The following is a 19,942-nucleotide window of genomic DNA, read 5'->3' on the forward strand; positions in this document are numbered from 1 at the left end:
GGCCTTACTCGGTGATGCTCAGCTCCGGCGTATCCAGATACTCCTTCATGTCGGACACGATGACCTGCTCACCCTGCCGCAAACCACTCACAATCTGCACGTAGTCGAAGTTGCTGTCGCCAAAGCGCACGGTGCGCTGGCTGGCCTTGCCGTCCTTCACCACGAACACCGACTGTTCCTGACCGCCCTGGTAGAAAGCGCCGTTCTTCACCCGTACCACGTTGTGGTGGCCTTTGGTAACCACGAATACATCCACGCGCAGGTTGGACCGCAGGGCCGGATGATGGTCCTGATCGAGCTGGGCGTAGAAGGTTACCACACCCTTATCCACGGCCGGGCTGATGGTGCTAATCGTGCCGCGCAGGTCGGTGCCGTTGATGCGCACTACCACCGGGTCGCCCACGTGCAGAGCATCAGCATAGGCGTCGGAAATGGTAGCCCGCACTTTGAAGCTGCTCAGGTCGGCCACGCGGGCCAATGGGGCCCCCTGCTCTACTGAGCCCCGATGTCGTCGTTTACCCAGGTCAGTACGCCACCATCCTGGGCGCTGATGGTAGCTTGAGCCAGCTTACCGGCCAGCTCGGCTATAGCACGGTTCTGAATAGCCATAGTATATCCCAGTTCCCGCACATCGGCCGCGTTGGAGCGTTGTTGGGTCTGAATCTGGCGGGCCAGGCGGTCGGCTTCCAGCTGAGCTACTTTCAGGTTCAGCTCGGCTTGGCGTACCGTTTCGGCCGTGCCGCCGCCAATTTTGAGCAGTTGCTGCTCATCGCGCAGGTTGGACTGCAGGCTTCTTACTTTGGCCGCCTGCACTTCTACCTGAGTCCGTAGGTCGTTCAGGTCGCGCTCCAGGCCGAGCTGCAGCTGGGAGTTTTTGTTGCGGTTGCGCAGTTGCTCATCGTCCAGCTTGGCCAGGCTCGAAGCGGCAGCTTCTTTGTCCAGCTCCAAGATGGTTTGACCCGGTGCCAAGCGGGCTCCTACTGCCACGGCTACTCGCCGGATAGTGCTTTGGATGGGGCTGGTAATAACTGCCTCGTGACCGGGAATCAGGATGCCGGCAGCGGTCAGTGAGGCTTCCACATCCCCTATTTCTACCGGGGCCATCAGGATGACGCTGCGCTGGATACTAGGCTTCAGAAATGAGCGAAAAGCCATTGTACCGCTGAGAAGTATGACCACCAGAGCCAAGCTAAGCAACCAGCGCCGCCGACTTTTCTGGCTTCTAACTTTGGGAGCTATTAGTCTGTCCATTTGTATAGAAATAATATGATAATATCACCTGCAACACGTGGGCTCTGTGCGTAAAAAGCCAGCAAGAGCCGATGCGTAATAGCACTAACTATAGATAATCTAACTTTAAAGGGCGCTGGCAGAAAATTAGCTGCCGGCTGCAAAATCACCTCAGATAATCCAAGGCGCTTAATTAAAAACCCAGCCTGATAATCAGAGCAAGTTTTATCAGAAATAATGCAAGGCGTACTTCAGGTAATTAAGCAGAACGTACAAAATCGTAACTGCACGCCTATTATAGCTCAGTTGTTTTTGATTGAAAGCAAGCCGTATAATCTGGTTGACAGCCGCCTAATGCTCTGAAGAAATAAGCAGCTAAGACCTTGCACAGCAGCCGGAGCGCAGCCTATATGCATGCAACAGTGCCACTAAACCTGGCTAGGCTAAGGTAGCAGAGAAAACCGATAAGGGCTGGGGTAGTGAACCATAGTTGGTATAGATAAGGGCTGTAAAAATCTTCTAACTAGCGTAATTATAATATTGCTCTCAAATATGCAGAAACAATTTCAATAAATACAAGAATAGCCGAAATTTATTTTGCCGGATTATTTCTGACCTATTCTTCAAGAACATAATTACCTATCGTGTAATAGCTGACAATACCTCAGCTGACTTTACCTCTGCGCTGTTTGGCTGCTCGATAAGGCCAAAACGGCCTCCAGCGGCATCCAGAATAATGGTATGTTGGCGGAATGGTTTATTACCCAGCATTCCACCCATACCCGAAGCGCGCATCAGGGCATACTGCCACCACTTCACCCCCTGGATGTAAGTAACGCTGCACAAAGGCAAGGCAATGTGTTCCAGCTGCAAGCAAGCCTGGGTGGGGGCCGTGTAAGCAGTCAGGGCATGGCCCCAGGAGTTGACGGTGCTGATTTCGACGTTGCCCTTTGCGCGGGCCCAGGCTTTCCAGCGCTTCTTGCTGGTTATCAGGGCGTAGGCGCTACTGCCCGAATCGAACAGCAATTCCTGCTGCTGGCCCAGCAAGGCAGTGCTCAACAACACCCGCCGCCGGGGAAAACGCAAGGGTGTAAAAACGGCCTCACGAGCCAGTGCGGCCGGTAACTGGGCCAGCAGATAGAACTGGCGCTGCTGGTAGTCGAGCACGAGTACCCGATTTTCCAGCACGTCGGCGCCCAGAGTGCCAATGATGAAAGGCTCAGCGCTGTTGGTAGGCAACTCTTCGTCGCCGTATTGCAGCAGCCGAATGTGAGCCGCTGCTACGGTAGCCGGGCCGAGCTGGAAGCTGAAATCAGAAATTCCCCCGTTGTCTTCGCTCAGAGTTGACTCCGTAGCCGGATACGCTGCCCGCAGGGCCGCCACGGAATGCGCGTACAACATGGAGGAAGGCGCGCCGGTATCGAACTGCAGGTAGCAAGTAAGCGGGCAGCCGGGCAGCTGCACCGGCACGAGCAGGTAAGCGTAAGGCTCGATGGGTAGGGCATCAGCCTCGGGCAGCCACTCAAAGGTGCACAGGGCGGGCAGGTTGCTTACCGTGAGCTGGTTGGGGGCCGGTTCAAAGCGCTTGCGCAGGTAATAATACCCACTTAGCCCGCCGAGCACCAGCAGGGCCAGCAGCCCCGAAGCATAGGGCTTATTGGGGGCTCCGGACGAAGTACGAATTTCGGTAGGCATATACTTATTCTATAGAAAAGCGACTGACAGCTACCAGGATAAGCTCCCCGGTAAATGTTATAGATGCAGCAAGCAAAACCGCTGCGTTGCCCAAGTCAGAAAAGCCGGTTAGCTCGCCATGGCGGGCACGGAAACCAAGGCCGCGCGCACGTCTTCGAGCAGCCACATCGGGGTGCTGGTAGCGCCACAGACGCCAACGGACTGACCGGGCTCAAACCAGGCTAAATCCAACTCCTCGACCTTAGAAATAAAGTGGGTATTGGGATTAGCGGCCTTGCAGACCTGGTAAAGCGCTTTGCCATTGCTGCTCTTGGTGCCCGAGACAAATACGATGTGGTCGAAGCGAATGGCGAAGTGGCGCAGGTCTTTGTCGCGGTTGCTGACTTGGCGGCAGATGGTATCGTTGGCCATTACCGTGTAGCCGCGTTCCTCCAGCTCCTGCTTAATGCGGTAAAAGCTGTCGGGGCTTTTGGTGGTTTGGCTATAAAGCGTCAGCTCCTGGGGCAGAGAGTGTTGCAGCAGCTGATCCATATTCTCGAACACCACTGCGTTGCCCTGGGTTTGCCCAAGCAGGCCCTGCACCTCGGCGTGGCCGTGGGTGCCGTAAATAAAGATCTTGTTCTGCTTGTCGTAGCTAGCTTTGATGCGGTTCTGCAGCTTGAGCACGACCGGGCAGGAAGCATCAATCAGGGTCAAGTTGTTGGTCAGCGCAATACGGTAGGTGCTGGGCGGCTCCCCGTGGGCCCGAATAAGTACCATTTCATCGTGCAGCTGGGTAAAGACGTCATAGGTGATTATGCGCAGCCCCAGGGACTTTAGTCGCTCCACCTCTTCTTCGTTGTGCACTATGTCGCCTAGACAGTACAGATAGTCTTGGTCATTTAGTATTTCCTCGGCCATCTGAATGGCGTAGGTAACTCCGAAGCAGAAGCCGGAGTCCTGGTCGATACTAACGGTAAGATTATGTGCCATGTAATCGGGCTGAATAACGATATAAAGGATAATGATAAGCACTAGCCGTAGTGCGCAAAACGGCTGAAAGACAGACAGCCGGGCACTAACCGGGCTGGCTGAATAAGATCAGAAACACTGCTGCTCAGTTGAGAAGCCAGCTAACAGATAGCGTGTTCAGGGAAATGAGTTGCGCGAAATCCCGACAGACCGTTGCACAGCCTGGAATATGAGCAGCGGGAAAAGGAAAAGGGGGAAACTACTGGTCGGCAGGTTTCAGGTAGTGGATAGATTGAGGATAAGGATAGAGTATATATAGCGCTGCAATATAAATTCTTTTTGTCAATTACTGCATTACCTCACAACATTTAACACAGATACTTATATATCAGCCACTTGCCCTTCACCTGAGCCGACTGCCATTAGTGGGCAGGTAGGATTCCAGAACATTCAGCGTTTCGGTGGGGGCGCTTAACTGTGGGCAATGGCCGCTAATGGGAAGCGTGACCAGAGTGGCATCCGGAATAGCGGCTAGCAGATACTCTCCCACTTCGGGAGGTGCTACTAAGTCTTCGGCGCACTGCACAAGCAGGCAGGGAATGCGCAATTGGCCCACATCCTGGCGATTATCGGAGAGGAACGTGACGCGGGCAAACTGCCGGGCAATGGCCGGATTGGTCTGGCAGAAGCTGTGGGTAAGCTCGGCGGCCAGCGTGGGCTGGTCGGGGGTGCCCATAATGAAGGGCGCGAATGTATCGGCCCAGCCCACGTAGTCGGTTTCCATAAAGGCCAGCATGGCTTCCAGGTCGGGCCGGTCGAAGCCCCCGTAGTAGCTGGTATCGTTGACGTAGCACGGCGAGGGGCACAGCAGCAGCAGCTTCTTAAAACGTTCGGGCTCGGCAATGGCCGCCAGGGTACCAATCATGGCTCCTACTGAATGGCCAACCAGATACACCTGCTCCAGGCCCAGGTAGTCGCAGATTTCCAGCACATCCTGGGCATAGCCTTCCAGGGAGGCATATTTGGTGGGTTCGTAGGCAGCCGCAACCGACAAGCCCGCTCCTACGTGGTCGAAAAGCACCAGGGTGAAATGCTCGGCAAAAGCAGGCGTGAGGTAGCGCCAGATGCTTTGGTCGCAGCCGAAGCCATTGACGAAGAGCAAGGTCTGGGGACCGTGCCCGATGACGTGGACGTTATTTCGGCGCAGCACATTCATAGCAATTCGGTTTCTACTGATTGAATAGAGAATAACCAGCAGTCTTATCGGCGCAAGCCAACTGAATCTTAAGATAATCTATTTAAGTAGATTTTTTCTTTTCCGTCCAGTAAAGCGCAGGAGAGTAACGTCAACTCAGGCCGCTAGCTTGGCGGCTAACCGTGCTCATTCGGGCGAATACCTAACGTCAATTTGCTATGAGGAAGCTACTGCTGATAATCCTGCTGCTGAGTGTACCGGGCCGCTTGTGGGCCCAGGCACCTACGCACACGTTTGGGCTGGCCGAGGAGCAGTTTGTACTCGACGGAAAGCCGTTCCAGATGATTTCCGGGGAAATGCACTATCCGCGGGTGCCACGGGAGGCCTGGCGGCAGCGCCTGCGCATGGCCCGGGCTATGGGTCTGAACACCATCGGCACCTACGTATTCTGGAATCTGCACGAGCCCGAGCCGGGCCGGTTCGACTTTACGGGCAACAACGACATTGCGGCCTTTGTGAAAACAGCCCAGGAAGAGGGCTTGTGGGTGGTGCTGCGGCCTAGCCCCTACGTGTGCGCCGAGTGGGAATTCGGGGGTTACCCCTACTGGCTGCAAAAGGAACCCGGCCTGCAGGTGCGCAGCAAGGACCCGAAGTTTGTGGCTGCTTACCAGCGCTACATTCGGGCCGTGGGCCGGCAGCTGGCGCCCTTGCAGATAAACCACGGCGGCCCGGTGCTGATGGTGCAGCTGGAAAACGAGTACGGCTCCTACGGCAGCGACAAAGACTATCTGGCGCTAAACCGGCAGCTGTTTCAGGAGGCGGGCTTCGATGGGCTGCTCTACACCTGCGACCCGGCCAAGGACGTAGCCAACGGGCACCTGAGCGGCCTGCTGCCCGCCGTAAACGGCCTCGACAAGCCGGCTCAGGTGAAGCAGCTGGTGCGCCAGCACCACGGCGGCCAGGGCCCCTACTTCATTGCCGAGTGGTACCCGGCCTGGTTTGACTGGTGGGGCACGCCGCACCACACCGTGCCGGCCGCCACCTACGCCGCCCGCCTGGACTCGGTGCTGGCCGCGGGTATCTCCATCAACATGTACATGTTTCACGGCGGCACCACCCGGAGCTTTCTGAACGGAGCCAACTACAAAGGCCCGGGCAAGCCTTACGAGCCCCAAATCAGCAGCTACGACTACGACGCGCCGCTTGACGAGGCCGGGAATGCCACGGCGAAGTTTCGGCTGTTTCGGCAGGTAATTGAGCGGCATTTGCCGGCCGGCGCCATGCTGCCACCAGTGCCGGCGACCAAGCCCACGATGCAGCTGCCGCCCATTGCCCTGACCAATGGCCGCCGCCTCGTGGCCCAGCTGCCGAAGCCCCGGCAGAATGCCCAGCCGCTGACGTTTGAGAACCTAAATCAGGCCTACGGCTTCGTGCTGTACCGGACTCAGCTGCCGGGTGGGCGCATGGGTACGCTCTCCATCAAGGAGCTGCGCGACTACGCCGTGGTGCTGGTGAACGGACAGCGCGCCGCCGTGCTGGACCGCCGCCTGGCTCAGGACAGTGTAACACTGAATTTGCCGGCGGGGCCCGTGACCCTGGATATTCTGGTGGAAAACCTGGGCCGTATCAACTTCGGGCCTTACCTGAACGATAACCGCAAGGGCATCACCCAGCGCGTCACGTTTGGCGGGCAGCTGCTCACCAATTGGCAGCACTTCGGCCTGCCTTTCGACGATATTTCGAAGGTCACGGCCACCCTAAAAGACCAGCCGGCCGGCACCGAGACTGGTCCGGTACTGCGCAGGGGCAGCTTCACGGTGAACACGCCGGCTGATACCTACTTCGACATGAGCCGCTGGGGCAAGGGCTGCGTGTGGCTCAACGGCCACCACCTGGGCCGCTACTGGGAAGTAGGCCCCAGCAAACCCTGTACGTGCCGGCCGAGTGGCTCCAGAAAGGCCGCAACGAGGTGGTCGTGCTGGAGCTGCTCAAGCCTGAACAAGCTGAACTGCTGACGGTGGACCAGCCTATTCTGGGCGTGGTAAAGCCGGCTGCGGCAACACGGCAGTAGCCGGAAACCACCAACCAGCTTGAACCAAACCAACTGATAAACCGGCGGATAGCAAGAGTTTCGGGGCGGAGCGAATTAGTTGCGTAATTTTTTCATTGTTTTGCTCTGCAAACCATTGAAATTCCACCATCTACCTCCCACCCTATGAAATACAAAATACGCGGTTCGGCGGCCTTTTCCTTCCGTGCGCTGGGTACCACGCTGGCGCTGCTGTGCCTGCTCTGGAACGGAGCCCGGGCCGAAGAAATAAAGTCGCCCAACCAGCAGCTGGTGCTTACCTTCACGCTGCAGAGCGACGGGGCGCCAACCTACGCCCTGACTTACAAGGGCCGGCCGGTAATTAAGACCAGCAAGCTGGGTTTGGAGCTCAAAAACGCCCCGGCCCTGACCAGCGGCTTTACCGTGGCCAATTCTAAGCAGACAACCTTCGACGAAACCTGGCAGCCGGTGTGGGGTGAAACCAAGAGCATCCGCAACCACTACAACGAGCTGACCGTGAACCTGCAGCAGGCCGCCACCAGCCGCACGGTTATTCTGCACTTCCGGGTGTTCAATGACGGTCTGGGCTTCCGCTACGAGTTTCCCTTGCAGCCCAAGCTTGACTACTTCGTGGTGAAAGAGGAAAAGTCGCAGTTTGCCCTGGCCGGCGACCATAAGGCTTTCTGGCTGCCCGGCGACTACGATACCCAGGAGTACAGCACCGTCACGTCGAACCTCTCGGAAGTGCGGGGCAAGATGAAGGCTGCCACTACGCCCAATGCCTCCCAAACGCCTTTCTCGGCAACCGGCGTGCAGACGCCCCTGATGCTTAAGAGCAAGGACGGCCTTTACATCAACATCCACGAAGCGGCCCTGATCGACTACTCCTGCATGCATCTGGAGCTCGACGACAAGAACTTCGTGCTCGAGTCGCACCTGACGCCCGATGCCGCCGGCAACAAAGGGGAGCTGCAAACACCCTGCGTGTCGCCCTGGCGCACCATTATCGTGAGCGACAAAGCCGGCGACATTCTGCAGAGCAAGCTGGTGCTGAATCTGAACGAGCCCAGCAAAATCAAGGATACCTCCTGGATTAAGCCCGTGAAGTACGTGGGCGTGTGGTGGGAGATGATTACGGGCAAGAGCACCTGGTCGTACACCAACCAGGAAAACATTAAGCTCGACGCTCTGGACTACTCCAAGGTAAAGCCCAACGGCACCCACGGCGCCACCAACGCCAACGTGAAGCGCTACATCGACTTTGCCGCTAAGCACGGCTTCGACGCGGTGCTGGTGGAAGGATGGAACACGGGTTGGGAAGACTGGTTTGGCAAGCACAAGGACTACGTGTTCGACTTCGTGACCCCCTACCCCGACTTCGACGTGCAGGAACTGAACCGCTACGCCCAGAGCAAGGGAGTGCGCATTATCATGCACCACGAAACCTCGGGCTCGGTGCGTAACTATGAGCGGCACTTGGACACGGCCTTCCAGTTTATGAACAAATACGGCTACACCGCCGTGAAAACCGGCTACGTGGGCGACATCGTGCCCCTGGGCCACCACCACTACGACCAGTGGGTAAACAACCACTACCAGTACGTGCTGGAAAAGGCCGCCGAGCATAAAATCATGGTGAACGGACACGAGGCCGTGCGCCCCACCGGCCTGGCCCGTACCTACCCCAACCTGATTGGCAACGAAGCCGCCCGTGGCACGGAGTATGAGTCGTTTGGCGGCAACAACGCCGACCACACCACCATCCTGCCCTTCACCCGGCTTATTGGCGGCCCGATGGACTACACGCCCGGCATTTTCCAGACCAAGGTCAGTGCCTATAATCCGCAGAACAACTCCTTCGTGCACACTACCCTGGCCCGGCAACTGGCCCTGTACGTGACGATGTACAGCCCGCTGCAGATGGCCGCCGACCTGCCCGAAACCTACGAGAAGCACCTCGACGCCTTCCAGTTCATAAAGGACGTGGCCGTAGACTGGGATGCTACCGAAGTGCTGGAAGCCGAGCCCGGCGACTATATCACCTACGCCCGCAAGGCCAAGGGTAAGAGCAGCTGGTTTGTGGGCAGCACCAACGACGAAAATGGCCGGACCTCGAAAATCAACCTGAGCTTCCTGGAGCCCGGCAAGAAGTACGTGGCCACCATCTACGCCGACGCCAAGGATGCCCACTACGAGAAAAACCCGCAGGCCTACGCCATCCGCAAGCAGAACGTGACCAGCAAAACCAAGCTGACCCAGTATTGTGCCCCGGTGGTGGCTACGCCATCAGCATCATGGAAGCTGGCGCCAAGTAGCCCGCTGCTTCTTTAGCACTAAAGCCCTGTCTTACCAAGCGTAAGGCAGGGCTTTGTTTTTAAGGACGAAGTTCTATTTCATCAAGAAGGCGGAATTCACCTTCTTCCCAAGAAGCCGACACCTGCTTCCTGGTTGAGTGACGAAGCGGATACAAGCAGAACAATTAGCTCTATTCGATGAAATATTTTCAAAAAACTTTGCTTATACCTCAGTTTTATTACTTGTTTTTTAAGCGAAGCACTAAAAATCCACCACTCTCACAAGAATCAGGCAAACCTTACTTCTTAGCAAATCCTGCGTGTGCAGTAGCCCTGGCAGTCGTGCGACGTAAGCGTAATACAAGCCGGCGTGCGTCCTTCTTAGCCTAGTACAGTCCTTGCTTTTCTTGAAAAAGGCCTACTATATTTAAATCACCCTAGCAGCTGCTCAGTCCTTTATCCTGAGCCTTTTGCCTACCTCGGCCCTGCTGCTTACCTGTGTTTCCAGTCCGTTGTGCTACCCAGAATCTGGGGAGCCAGCCGCGTTTTGCCCTGCCCCAACCTAATTCCCACTTTAACTCCAAACTCCATGAAAACCCGTACGCGTACCGCTTGGCGAAGCCTATTGGTCTTGCTGAGCAGCCTGCTCTTTTCGGCCACCAGCTGGGCCCAGGGCAGCATTCCGTTTACCATTGCCAACAACTCCCCTTCCCCGACTCCGACCTCTACGTGGCCATCGTAGGCATCGACCCAGCCGGTAACCACGTCTGGATTAATGCCGCTAACAGCCAGGTGCTGCCCATGAGTGCCTCCTACAACACCGTGACCGGGCCGACTTATAATGGCAACACCGGCCCCGGGCAAAACTCCAAATACGCGGCCTGCTTCACCCGCCTGAGCAGCATTCCGAACAAGACCTTTACCCTGCCCTACATTGCCGGCTGCCGGGTGTTTATTTCCCGGGGCCAACAGCTTTACCTCTATTTCTTCGGCTCCTCGGGCGCGCCTTCGGGTTACGCGGCACCTAACCACCAGAACCCGAACGACCCGAACAAGGGCATCATGTACGAGTTCATCGAGCTGACTAACAACCAGTACGGCTTCTTTGGCAACACCACCCGCGTCGACGCTTTCCGCTACCCCATGGGCCTAGAGCTGTTTGGCAACGGCTACCAGAAGCGTACGGGCGAGCTGAAAAATGCCGCCGATATTGTGGCGGCCTATAAGGCCAACGTGCCGGCCGAGTTTCAAGGCACAGTCAACAGCACCACCGGCGAAATCACCTTCCCTTCCAAGACGCCGGCTTTTCAGGATGGCTCGAATGGCACCGTAGCCGGCCCTTATGGCAACTACTTCAAGAGCTACATCGACGCCATCTGGAACAAGTACAAGACCACGGACCTGATTTTCTACGCTGGCAATGCGGGCGTATTTAAGGGCCGCGTAGATGCCAATGACCGGCTGGTCGTGGTAGGCCAGAACGGCGCTTTTGCCGGCCGCACCGGCATTATCAACGGCCGCCCCACCACTCAGATGGCCTTCGAAGGCAAGGGCCTGCTCGACAACCGTGTGAGTGACGGCGACTGCGACTTGGTAGTGCAGGCCCAGATGACGGCCGCCATCAACCGCCACGTGGTAGACGTAACGACTGCCAACCCCGGCCAGCAGAACTGGTACGATGCTAGCCGGTATTACCAAACTGGTCCGGCCAACTACTATGCCCGCTTCTGGCACCTGCCCGGCATCAGCGTGGATAACCTCAGCTACGGCTTTGCCTACGACGACGTGAACGACCAGTCGGCCACGTTACACACGCCCCAGCCTACCAAGGTCATTGCCACTTTCGGCGGTTTCGCCGGCTCTACTCCACCGCCTGCTACGGGCGTGGCTACTATGTACAAGGACTGCAACTACACCGGTACCGCCGTGGCCCTGCCCGCCGGCGACTACAACCTGGCTGCTTTGCAAAGCCGCGGCATCCTGAACGACGACGTGTCCTCGCTCAGAGTTAACGCCGGTTACGAGGTGGTGCTCTACGAAGGTGACAATTTTACGGGCGGCACGCTCACGGTGGGCAGCGCCGGCAACGGCTGCCTGGTAAACAACCCATTGGGCACCAGCAACTGGAATGATAAAACCACTTCGCTGCGGGTACGCACCGCCACAACTTCCTCGTTCAGCGTGACGCTGCAGGCTGAAGCGGCCAACGTGAACAACGGCATGACAGCAGAAACCACCACCGACGCAGGCGGCGGGCAGAACATGGGCTTCGTGGATGCCGGCGACTATCTGGTCTGGAACGGCATCAATTTCCCCACCTCAGGCTCCTACCTGATTGAGTACCGCGTAGCCAGCGGTGCCAGCGGCGGCACCATTTCCTCAGACCTTAATGCTGGAGCAACTCAGCTGGGCAACACGGCCATTCCCGGCACCGGCGGCTGGCAGAACTGGACCACCGTGTCCCGCACCGTGACTATTAACGCCGGCACCTACAACTTCGGCATCTACGCCCAGACCGGCGGCTGGAACCTTAACTGGGTCCGCATTACTAAAGTCAACAGCGCGGCCCGCACCACGCTGGCAACGGCAGCCCAGCGCAGCCCCGAAATGCTGCAGCTCTACCCCAACCCGGTAGCTGACCAGTTGTACCTAAGCGCCTCCGCCGACCTGGGCGGCAGTCAGTACCGCATCATGGACAACAGCGGCCGGACGATGAGCAGCGGCACGGTGGTGGGTAGCTCTGTGGAAACGAGCCAGTTGCCAGCCGGTATCTACACGCTACAGGTAACGACGCCGGGTCAGCAGCAGCTTCTGCGCCGCTTTGTCAAAACCAAGTAAAGCCAAGTTAGCAGCTTCAACCAAAAGCCCTGCCGGTTGGTCCGGTGGGGCTTTTTTGTGGACAATGAAATCCTGCCGTTGCCCGGTGGCGCTGTACACCCGCAGCCCGTGGCCGTGACTATGGGTGCAAGCCGGATTGGGAATCTGTTGAAAGGAGGTTATGGAAAATTGTCGTGGGCTAAGAAAGTAAGTCCTAACGCTTAGGTGCGCCTCAGTACCTAGTTCTACGCGGCGGGCACAGCCAGCCGGGCCGGGGCCGCGGAAGCTCCTAGGAACGGCACGAAGTCAACCTTTTTAGAGAAGGGTCAGTACGTACTAGGGTAAGGCCCGCTGGCCTTTTCTACCACACTCCTCTTCGACCTGACCATGAAAAACTACCGTTTTTACTTTCTGCCCGTTCTCCTGATCCTACTGACCTTCTCGCTCAGCAGCTGCGATATAATCGGTGATATATTCAAAGCCGGGATGTGGACGGGCCTTATCGGCGTGGTCATCGTGGTCCTGCTGGTCCTGTTCCTGATTCGCAAAATGCGCCGCTAATCCGCTTTTGTCAGCCGATAAATAACAAGAAAGGGCCTTACCGCACGGTAAGGCCCTTTCTTGTTGCTAGACTGCGTTTGTAGCTACTGCTTCACTACCCGCAGCGTAACCGGGCCGCCGGGCGTAACCAGCTGCACCAGGTAAACCCCGGCGGGCTGACCTTCCAGCGTAAACGGAGTGCGCACATTGCCCGCCGCTACCTCCTGATTGAACTGCACTACCGGCTGGCCCAGCAGGTTTAGCACAGTGCCTTGCAGGCGGGCCGGCTCCCGGAAAGAGGTGCCTAGCTCGTAGGCGCCGACCCCGGGGTTGGGCACTACCGTAAAGGCCGCCTGTTCAGCACTCTGTACCACGGCCACCGGTGAGAAAGCCGTGCTGCCGTCCTGGTCTACCTGGCGCAGACGGTAGTAGGCTGTGCCGGGCAGGGGCCGCGCATCACTAAAGGAGTATGACTGCGCCCGGGTGCTGGTACCGGCCCCGGCCACCCGGCCTATTTCAGTGAATTGCCGGGCATTCTGACTACGCTCCACCACAAAGTAGGCGCTGTTGGTTTCGGTGGCAGTGGCCCAGCGGCACACCACCGTGGAGCCCGTGTACTGCGCCCCAAAGGCGGTAAGCTCTACCGGCAGCACCCCGCCGGCGCGTGAGGCCACCGCAAAGGGCGAGAAGTTCTTAACCCCGCCCGCTTGGCACCTTTGTGGTTCGGCGCAGGGGCTGCCACGACTCCCGGATTGTTTCTTACCCGGTCCCAGCTGGCGCCGGTGGTGTAGTGGTCGATAAAGGCGTTGGTCTCTTCAAAGCCGGTGGCCTCGTCCTTGCTATTCCAGAAGGCCTGCAGGGTGATGTCGGAGTTGCCGGGCACTTCCTCACTTACAAACCAGGTTTTCTTCACCACGCCCTCCGTTACCGGATTGGTACCGTTTTCGTTGGCATCGTAGCTGCGGTACACGTTGTCGATAACCCGCACTTTATAAGTATCCTCGGAGCTGGCCGCCGTTTGCGACAATACCACCGGGGTGTAGTCGGCGGCGGCGGCCGTGGTAGCTACCGGAAAGGTTACTTCGGCCCCGTCGTTGGTTACCGTCTGGCGCAGGCCGCCCTTGCCCGTGGTCAAAAAGAAGCTCGTGCCGCCCAGAGTCCGGATGCGGCCTTTTTTCAGGATGGTCAGGTCGTGGTCGGCCAAGGCCAGGGTAGACAGGCCGGAGCTGGTAAAGGCCACGTCGCTGTTGACCAGTACCGGGCCATTCAGGACTTTGGGCCCTACCCCGTTTAGCTTCAGAATGCCGTAGCTACCTCCGTTTACCTGCTGCGTAGTCGAGGCCGAGCTGTTCAGGTACTCCACCACGCTCTTGAGGTTGAGCGTGCCCAGGGTCAGGCTGTTTTGGGGCCGAGCAATGCGCAGGCGGGAGCCCGAGGTTACATCTACCGTCGCGGTAAGATTGGTAGCCGCACCCACATACAGCACGGCCGGCTCGGTGGGCGTGCCCACTACCAGCTTGGAGTTGGCCCCGGTAATAGCCCAGTTGGAAAGCACCCGGCTGGTCAGTGAATCGGTGCCGCGCACGTAAAACGTGGTGTTGTCCACGGCAAAGTTGTGGGGCTTGGTGCCCGTACCGTCCGTGTTAATGCCCCATTTGTTCTTGTCGGCAAGGTCGCCGGAGGCTTCAGAGTAAAAGATGTTGGTTTCGGGCGTAATCACGACGTCGTCGATGCTCAGGCCATTGCCGTTGCTGGACGAGTTGAACACATACGACCAGCGCACCATGATCTCCTCGCCCGGGGCCAGCACTACGCCGCTGCCGCCCAGCAGCTTAGCCTGCACCACGCGCCGGTTGGTGGCCGCGTTGCCGTCGCGCGGGGTAATGGCCGTGCTGGTAGACGGCGCGGGTACGTCCAGGTCGCCAATGGGCAGCCAAGTTCCGGTGGTAAGCTGGGTAATAGGTCCTGAGGAACGCTGATAATGCACGCGCATGGTTGCCTCCTGGGTATTGCTCGAGTTGTACCACTGCTCCATGGCATACTTGATTTCCAGGTTCTTAATCGGCACCGTCGAGCTGTTTTTCAACCGGATACCGATGTAGCCAACCCCGGCCGTAATGTTGGTGGAGGCAATGCCGCCCAGGGCCCGGTCGGTGCTGCCGCTGGTGCCGAAGTGGTACCAGGCCGCGCCGTGCGGCGTACCGTCGGCATCTACGGTGGAGGTAGTCGTGGTGCCTTCCTGTCCGTCGTCGGGCGCCAGCTTGGCCGGGGTGCTCAGGCGTTGGTACGACTCAAACTCGTTGGCCCCGTAGGAATTCAGGGTGAAGCGGGCATACACGCCGGGCAGGGTGGCATTGCTCGAAAAAGCAGCTTTGGTGCCGGCCAGGGAATTGAAGTTCTGCACGTAAGGCGCCAAACCGGCCGAGGTGGCGTCGGCCGTATTCTTGAACTGGTACTGAGCGGTGGTGAAATGGGGCAGTAGGTTGCCAAGCAGAACGAGGGCGAGTGGGTAGATTTTTTGCATAGGTGGTGGGTTGAGTAGAGCAGACTACGGGAAATCCCGTTTTGTGATGCCACAACGGAATATCTTCCAATAGTTAAAATTATATAAAATCATCTTATTTAAAACATAAATAATTAGAGCCAATTTACTTATCCCGAGATATTCCAGGATTGAAGACTAGCACATGCACAGAAATATTCTTCTCAATATCCAACTGCCTTAAACCAGCGCCGCTAAAACAAAACAGCCCGGCTCTTGTGGAGCCGGGCTGCTACTGCTAAGGAACTGGAAAGCTTACTTGTCGTGCGCTTTCTTGGGCATGGTACCGATGATATGGTCCCAGAGGGTGGAAGAAACGCCAAACGCAATTTCGTCCTGCCGGTAGTGGTGCTGGGCGTGGTGGGTCCACCACACTTTCAGGAAGTTCTTCGGGGCGCGTAGGCGTGAATGGCATAGTGCACAAACAGATACAGCGCGTAGCCAAACGTGAAGCCGGCCAGAATGCCGAACACGTAGCTGCCGAAGATGAAGCGGAAAATGAAGAACAGCAGCGAAGCCACAAATACCGTCACGATGGGCGGCATAGCCAGGCGGGTTTTGTCTTTGGGAAACTCGTGGTGTACCCCATGCATGGTGTACTGAAACTTGGCCCGCTTCGGCGTGGTGGCCGGAATGTGGTACAAGTAGCGGTGCATAGCATACTCCACGTAGGTAAACATAAACCAGCCCAGCAGAAACAGGCCGAAAGCCGAAAGGCCGTTGATAAAGCCGTGCGTGAGGCCGTAGTACAGGCTACCCGCCGCCGTGAGCAGGAAGATGGATACGGGCAGGGCAATGTGGGTGTGCGTAAGACGCTCCAGTAAGGGGTTTTTGAACAACTGCGCCGAACCCTTGTGCTTGGGTTTGATCTGGTCAGGTGTTTTTACCGGGCTGGGGGCTAGTTCGGGGGCTGAGGTAGAAGAAGCGGAATTCATAGGAATGATCAGCTATTGTAAGAAGCAAAAGTACGCAGAGCCGCACAAACACTACGCCGAATACGCAGCAGGACCCAATTTAGCTGCTGGTTCGGTACTGTTCCAACAGACGCTGTACGGCCGCCACCGTGCACGAAGAACCTGAGCAGCGCAGCGGCGCGCGGCTATAAAACTGTTCACGGGCGGCTAAGGTTTCGCGCAGGCGCTTCTCCAGAGCTTCAGAGCTGCTGGTCTCGGCTAGCAGGGGCCGGGTAGCGGCGCCCCGCTGCAGGCGGCGCACCAGTTCTTCCACTGGCACATGCAGATATAAGGTGGTGCCGGTTTCGAGCAGCACTTCCGCATTCTGGTGGAAGCAGGGCGTGCCGCCGCCGGTGGCCAGCACCAGGTCGGGCAGTTCGGCTACCAGGTCGCGCAGCACGGTGGCCTCGCGCTGCCGGAAGTAGGCTTCCCCTTCGGCGGCAAAGATATCGGCCACGCTGCGCTGCTCCCGCCGCACGATTTCCTGGTCGAGGTCCCGGAAGGGCAGCTCGTAGGCCACGGCCAGCGCCCGGCCCAGCGTCGTTTTGCCTGCTCCCGGCATTCCAATCAAGTACAGACGCATGGTTTCTAATGTGCTAATGTGCTGATGTGCTAATGTGGGGCATATGCTAATGAATGAATAATATGAGAATGTGCTGGAATGTGGAAAATGTGTCTTTGAGGGGCGCATCCGAAGCAATAACACGCTCTTTTCATTTCTCACATTTATTCATATTAGCACATCAGCACATTAACTCAGCTTTACCCGCGGGTCCAGCACGGCGTAGAGCACGTCGACCACGATATTGACCACCACGAAGAGGAAGGCAATGAAGATAGTGGCGCCCATTACCACCGGAAAGTCCAGGTTTTCAACAGCCCGCAGTGTGACGGTACCTAGCCCTTTCCAGTTGAAGATGTACTCAATAAAGAAAGCCCCCGCCATGAGCGAAGCCAGCCAGCCCGACACGGCCGTAATCACCGGATTCAGCGCGTTTTTCAACGCATGCCCCACCACCACGCGGTAGCCCGACAGTCCCTTGGCCCGAGCCGTGCGGATGTAATCCTGGCTGAGCACGTCGAGCATGGAGCTACGGGTGAGCTGGGTAATAACAGCCAGCGGCCGGATGCCCAGGGCAATAGCGGGCAGCAGCAGGTTGCGCAGCACCAGGTGGCGGCCCGTAAAGGGGTCGGTTTCGTAGAGCTGCCCGGTCAGGTTCAGGCCGGTCCAGTGACTCCAGTAAAAGCCGAAAGTCATGGCAATCAGGATGCCGGCCACGAAGGACGGTACTGATATACCCAGCACGGATGTGGTTATCAGAGCCCGGTCGAGCCAGGAATGAGGCTTCAGAGCCGCCACGATGCCGAAGGTGATGCCCAGCACCGCTGCTAGCAGCATGGCCGCCAGGGCCAGCCAGAGCGTGCCCGTAAAATGGTCGAGTAGGATGCGCAGCACGTCCTTGTTGCTCTGAAACGAGCGGCGCAGGTAGGGTACCTTCAGCACCAAGGACTTGTCGCCCAAGGGCAGCAGGGCCACACCGCCGTATTTGGCCACGCCGGCCGAGTCACGCGGGTGCAGGCCCAGCGGCGACACGTCATTGAGGTAGCCCACCAGTTGCACCGGCACGGGCTGGTCGAGGCCCAGGTCGGCGGCAATGGCGGCGCGGGTGGCTACGTCGGAGCGCTGACCGGCCAGCAGGGCCACCGGGTCGCCGGGCAGCACCGTAAACAGAAAGAACACCGTGAGGGCCACCCCGGCCAGCACCAGTATTCCTTGCAACAGCCGCCGCAGCACGAAAGAAATCATTTGGGTTTTGGGTTAGAAAGTCATCCTGAGCTTGCCAAGGAATCTTGCGTGCTAAGGGATGAATGGTAATCTGACGTCAGCACAAGAGGTGTCTCGCTGCATTCGACATGACGTTCTGGCTTTGTACTACCAACTACAGCAGTTCCTCGAGCTTGGCGCGGTCGGGAATGTCGTGGTAATGGAACTTGCCTTTCACCACGCCGTCCTTGAGCAGCATAAAGCCGGGATTCGAGCGAATCATGGACTTAAGCACCGTGGCATCGGCGTAGTAGAAGGGCGCCGAGAGGTTGACTTCGTGGCGGAAGGCGTCGAACTCGGCCGGACTGCTGCTGGTAATAACCAGCGGCGTAATTTTCTTCTGGGACGAATCAGCCGCCGAAATCAGCTTGTTGATCAGCTCGAACCGGTCCCGGTCGGCATGGTCAGTGTTCTGTACGATAAGCACCAGCTTGTTGCCCTTGAGCAGCTCCTGGGTATAGTCGCCCTGGTCGTTCCAGACCTTGAAGTCGGTGATTTTTGGGGCCGATTCTGGATTTAGGGCCACCATCTGCTTGTACTTCCAGGTAGTGTCGGTGGGGTATTCGGTAAACTCCTGGGTTTCGCCGTTGCGCTCCATAATGTACTTGTAGCGCATGGCCGCCGAGGGCTTCATCAGCTGCCCAATGTCGTTGCCAACTTTGTAGGGCAGGAAGTCGAAGTAGGGCAAATGGCCCAGGGCCCGCACCCCGATGCCGATGGCCACCGCCGAGGCCAGGGTGATGTACATGATGCCCAGCATGCCTTTGGCAAACACCCGGCGCAGGTAGCGCTGATTGAGGAACACCACTGCCCAGAGCACCAGCAGGAACACGTCTTTGCTAAACGAGGTCCAGGGCGTGAGCTTGATAAAGTCGCCGAAGCAGCCGCAGTCGGTTACCTTGTTGAAGGCCGCCGAGTAGAAGGTTAGGAAGGTGAAGAACACCAGCAGCACCAGCAGCACCCACAGGGTTTGGCGCAGGTACCAGCGCAGCAGCAGGGCCACGCCCAGAATTACCTCCAGGGAGCTGAGCGTGAGCGACAACAGCCGGGCACTGCTCTTAAACCACAGGAAGAAGCTGGCCAAGCTAGGCACGGAGGCGGCAAACACCTCGAAATATTCCTCCAGCTTATAGGCCGTGCCAATAGGGTCGTTGAGCTTGACCAGGCCCGAGAAGATAAACAGCGCGCCCAGCAGCAGCCAGCAGATACGGGTAATGGATTTCATAACGCTTTAAACTCCTTATTCTGAATCAGGTTTGGGCTCGGGGCCAGAGCCCCGCGCTTAATCAAGGCAAACACGGCATAATTGAGCATGTCACGGTAGTTGGCATCCACGCCTTCCGACACCCGGGTCAGGCCGGCCAGGTCCTCAATCTGCTTGGTACGGTGCAGCTTCATCAGGATGATGTCGGTAATGCTTTCCACCCGCATCTGCCGCCAGGCCTCGCCGTAGTCGTGGTTTTTGGCAAACAGCAGGCGGCGGTTTTCGGCCACCTGCTCGTCGTAGGCGGCGGCCACGTCGGCGGGCTCCAGATCCAGGGGCGCGTCGGCCGGCAGGCGCAGCTGCATCAGGGCAATAACGCAGTAGTTGATGATGGCCACAAACTCCTCATCTACCCCATCGGCCACGAGCTGCTTGCCCTTCTCCTGAATGGAGCGGATGCGCTGGGCCTTGATGTAGATCTGGTCGGTGACCGAGGGCAGGCGCATAATGCGCCACGCCGTGCCGTAGTCGTGGGTCTTGGCCAGGAATAAGCTCCGGCATTGACCAATCACCTGGTCGTACTCGTGCTGGGTTTGGTTACTCAAAATTTTCAGCCTACTTTTAAGAATCCCGGTTTTTAGCCTCT

At 57.8% G+C, this 19,942-nt stretch carries 16 protein-coding genes and 1 pseudogene; 5 read left to right on the forward strand and 12 right to left on the reverse strand.

Translation table 11 applies throughout. The features are described 5' to 3' along the window. Nucleotides 1-4: 4 nt before the first annotated feature. The 5 genes from MUN79_RS02850 to MUN79_RS02870 form a co-directional block, all read right to left on the reverse strand. Complete coding sequence (locus MUN79_RS02850) at nucleotides 5-469, reverse strand: efflux RND transporter periplasmic adaptor subunit (protein ID WP_244676299.1); 465 nt, start codon at nucleotides 467-469, stop codon at nucleotides 5-7. 23 nt (nucleotides 470-492) lie between these two features. Continuing rightward, the gene (locus MUN79_RS02855) at nucleotides 493-1,155 is read right to left on the reverse strand and encodes an HlyD family secretion protein (protein ID WP_244676300.1); all 663 of its coding nucleotides are present in this window, start codon (nucleotides 1,153-1,155) and stop codon (nucleotides 493-495) included. A 714-nt stretch (nucleotides 1,156-1,869) separates the two neighbouring features. Then, a complete protein-coding gene (locus MUN79_RS02860; protein WP_244676301.1) occupies nucleotides 1,870-2,925 on the reverse strand; it encodes a hypothetical protein in 1,056 nt (351 codons plus the stop codon). A gap of 108 nt (nucleotides 2,926-3,033) precedes the next feature. Further along, nucleotides 3,034-3,897, reverse strand: a complete 864-nt coding sequence (locus MUN79_RS02865; protein ID WP_244676302.1) for a 4-hydroxy-3-methylbut-2-enyl diphosphate reductase — start codon at nucleotides 3,895-3,897, stop codon at nucleotides 3,034-3,036. Nucleotides 3,898-4,279: 382 nt separating this feature from the next. Then, nucleotides 4,280-5,092 (reverse strand): alpha/beta fold hydrolase, encoded by an 813-nt coding sequence (locus tag MUN79_RS02870; RefSeq protein ID WP_244676303.1) that lies wholly within the window; start codon nucleotides 5,090-5,092, stop codon nucleotides 4,280-4,282. A gap of 197 nt (nucleotides 5,093-5,289) precedes the next feature. Between MUN79_RS02870 and MUN79_RS02875 the strand changes: the two genes are divergently transcribed. The 5 genes and pseudogenes from MUN79_RS02875 to MUN79_RS02895 all read left to right on the forward strand — a co-directional run bounded on the left by MUN79_RS02875 (nucleotide 5,290) and on the right by MUN79_RS02895 (nucleotide 12,793). Continuing rightward, nucleotides 5,290-7,086, forward strand: a complete 1,797-nt coding sequence (locus tag MUN79_RS02875; protein WP_244676304.1) for a glycoside hydrolase family 35 protein — start codon at nucleotides 5,290-5,292, stop codon at nucleotides 7,084-7,086. 200 nt (nucleotides 7,087-7,286) lie between these two features. After that, a pseudogene (locus MUN79_RS02880) lies at nucleotides 7,287-9,436 on the forward strand (glycoside hydrolase family 97 protein). A gap of 568 nt (nucleotides 9,437-10,004) precedes the next feature. Beyond that, on the forward strand, nucleotides 10,005-10,157 hold the full coding sequence (locus MUN79_RS02885; RefSeq protein ID WP_244676305.1) for a hypothetical protein: 153 nt from the start codon (nucleotides 10,005-10,007) through the stop codon (nucleotides 10,155-10,157). Then, entirely contained in the window at nucleotides 10,145-12,253 is a 2,109-nt protein-coding gene (locus tag MUN79_RS02890; RefSeq protein ID WP_244676306.1) for a beta-1,3-glucanase family protein, read from the forward strand. The genes MUN79_RS02885 and MUN79_RS02890 overlap by 13 nt, the downstream gene beginning before the upstream one ends. A gap of 366 nt (nucleotides 12,254-12,619) precedes the next feature. After that, the gene (locus MUN79_RS02895) at nucleotides 12,620-12,793 is read left to right on the forward strand and encodes a hypothetical protein (protein WP_244676307.1); all 174 of its coding nucleotides are present in this window, start codon (nucleotides 12,620-12,622) and stop codon (nucleotides 12,791-12,793) included. 83 nt (nucleotides 12,794-12,876) lie between these two features. Here MUN79_RS02895 and MUN79_RS02900 read toward each other — a convergent pair whose 3' ends face one another. From MUN79_RS02900 to MUN79_RS02930, 7 genes are all read right to left on the reverse strand, one after another. Continuing rightward, nucleotides 12,877-13,446, reverse strand: coding sequence for a T9SS type A sorting domain-containing protein (locus tag MUN79_RS02900; protein ID WP_244676308.1), 570 nt, complete (start codon nucleotides 13,444-13,446; stop codon nucleotides 12,877-12,879). Next, nucleotides 13,413-15,296, reverse strand: coding sequence for a hypothetical protein (locus MUN79_RS02905; protein ID WP_244676309.1), 1,884 nt, complete (start codon nucleotides 15,294-15,296; stop codon nucleotides 13,413-13,415). The genes MUN79_RS02900 and MUN79_RS02905 overlap by 34 nt, the downstream gene beginning before the upstream one ends. Before the next feature lie 395 nt (nucleotides 15,297-15,691). Continuing rightward, nucleotides 15,692-16,249, reverse strand: coding sequence for a sterol desaturase family protein (locus tag MUN79_RS02910; RefSeq protein ID WP_311136640.1), 558 nt, complete (start codon nucleotides 16,247-16,249; stop codon nucleotides 15,692-15,694). Between the two features lie 79 nt (nucleotides 16,250-16,328). Next, entirely contained in the window at nucleotides 16,329-16,850 is a 522-nt protein-coding gene (locus MUN79_RS02915; protein WP_244676310.1) for a shikimate kinase, read from the reverse strand. A gap of 168 nt (nucleotides 16,851-17,018) precedes the next feature. Beyond that, nucleotides 17,019-18,074 carry an ABC transporter permease gene (locus MUN79_RS02920; protein ID WP_244676311.1) on the reverse strand — a complete coding sequence of 352 codons (1,056 nt, stop codon included), beginning with the start codon at nucleotides 18,072-18,074 and terminating at the stop codon, nucleotides 17,019-17,021. Between the two features lie 133 nt (nucleotides 18,075-18,207). Then, nucleotides 18,208-19,317 carry a BT_3928 family protein gene (locus tag MUN79_RS02925; RefSeq protein ID WP_244676312.1) on the reverse strand — a complete coding sequence of 370 codons (1,110 nt, stop codon included), beginning with the start codon at nucleotides 19,315-19,317 and terminating at the stop codon, nucleotides 18,208-18,210. Further along, on the reverse strand, nucleotides 19,314-19,901 hold the full coding sequence (locus tag MUN79_RS02930) for a DUF1599 domain-containing protein (RefSeq protein ID WP_244676313.1): 588 nt from the start codon (nucleotides 19,899-19,901) through the stop codon (nucleotides 19,314-19,316). The genes MUN79_RS02925 and MUN79_RS02930 overlap by 4 nt, the downstream gene beginning before the upstream one ends. Nucleotides 19,902-19,942 lie beyond the last annotated feature (41 nt).

This window comes from Hymenobacter cellulosilyticus, from assembly GCF_022919215.1.
Lineage (GTDB): Bacteria > Bacteroidota > Bacteroidia > Cytophagales > Hymenobacteraceae > Hymenobacter > Hymenobacter cellulosilyticus.

Coding starts and splice junctions, on each gene's coding strand:
- MUN79_RS02905 (WP_244676309.1), bottom strand. CDS start 15,296: ATGCAAAAAATCTACCCACTCGCCCTCGTTCTGCTTGGCAACCTACTG.
- MUN79_RS02865 (WP_244676302.1), bottom strand. CDS start 3,897: ATGGCACATAATCTTACCGTTAGTATCGACCAGGACTCCGGCTTCTGC.
- MUN79_RS02910 (WP_311136640.1), bottom strand. CDS start 16,249: ATGAATTCCGCTTCTTCTACCTCAGCCCCCGAACTAGCCCCCAGCCCG.
- MUN79_RS02860 (WP_244676301.1), bottom strand. CDS start 2,925: ATGCCTACCGAAATTCGTACTTCGTCCGGAGCCCCCAATAAGCCCTAT.
- MUN79_RS02920 (WP_244676311.1), bottom strand. CDS start 18,074: ATGATTTCTTTCGTGCTGCGGCGGCTGTTGCAAGGAATACTGGTGCTG.
- MUN79_RS02855 (WP_244676300.1), bottom strand. CDS start 1,155: ATGGCTTTTCGCTCATTTCTGAAGCCTAGTATCCAGCGCAGCGTCATC.
- MUN79_RS02875 (WP_244676304.1), top strand. CDS start 5,290: ATGAGGAAGCTACTGCTGATAATCCTGCTGCTGAGTGTACCGGGCCGC.
- MUN79_RS02885 (WP_244676305.1), top strand. CDS start 10,005: ATGAAAACCCGTACGCGTACCGCTTGGCGAAGCCTATTGGTCTTGCTG.
- MUN79_RS02925 (WP_244676312.1), bottom strand. CDS start 19,317: ATGAAATCCATTACCCGTATCTGCTGGCTGCTGCTGGGCGCGCTGTTT.
- MUN79_RS02915 (WP_244676310.1), bottom strand. CDS start 16,850: ATGCGTCTGTACTTGATTGGAATGCCGGGAGCAGGCAAAACGACGCTG.
- MUN79_RS02895 (WP_244676307.1), top strand. CDS start 12,620: ATGAAAAACTACCGTTTTTACTTTCTGCCCGTTCTCCTGATCCTACTG.
- MUN79_RS02870 (WP_244676303.1), bottom strand. CDS start 5,092: ATGAATGTGCTGCGCCGAAATAACGTCCACGTCATCGGGCACGGTCCC.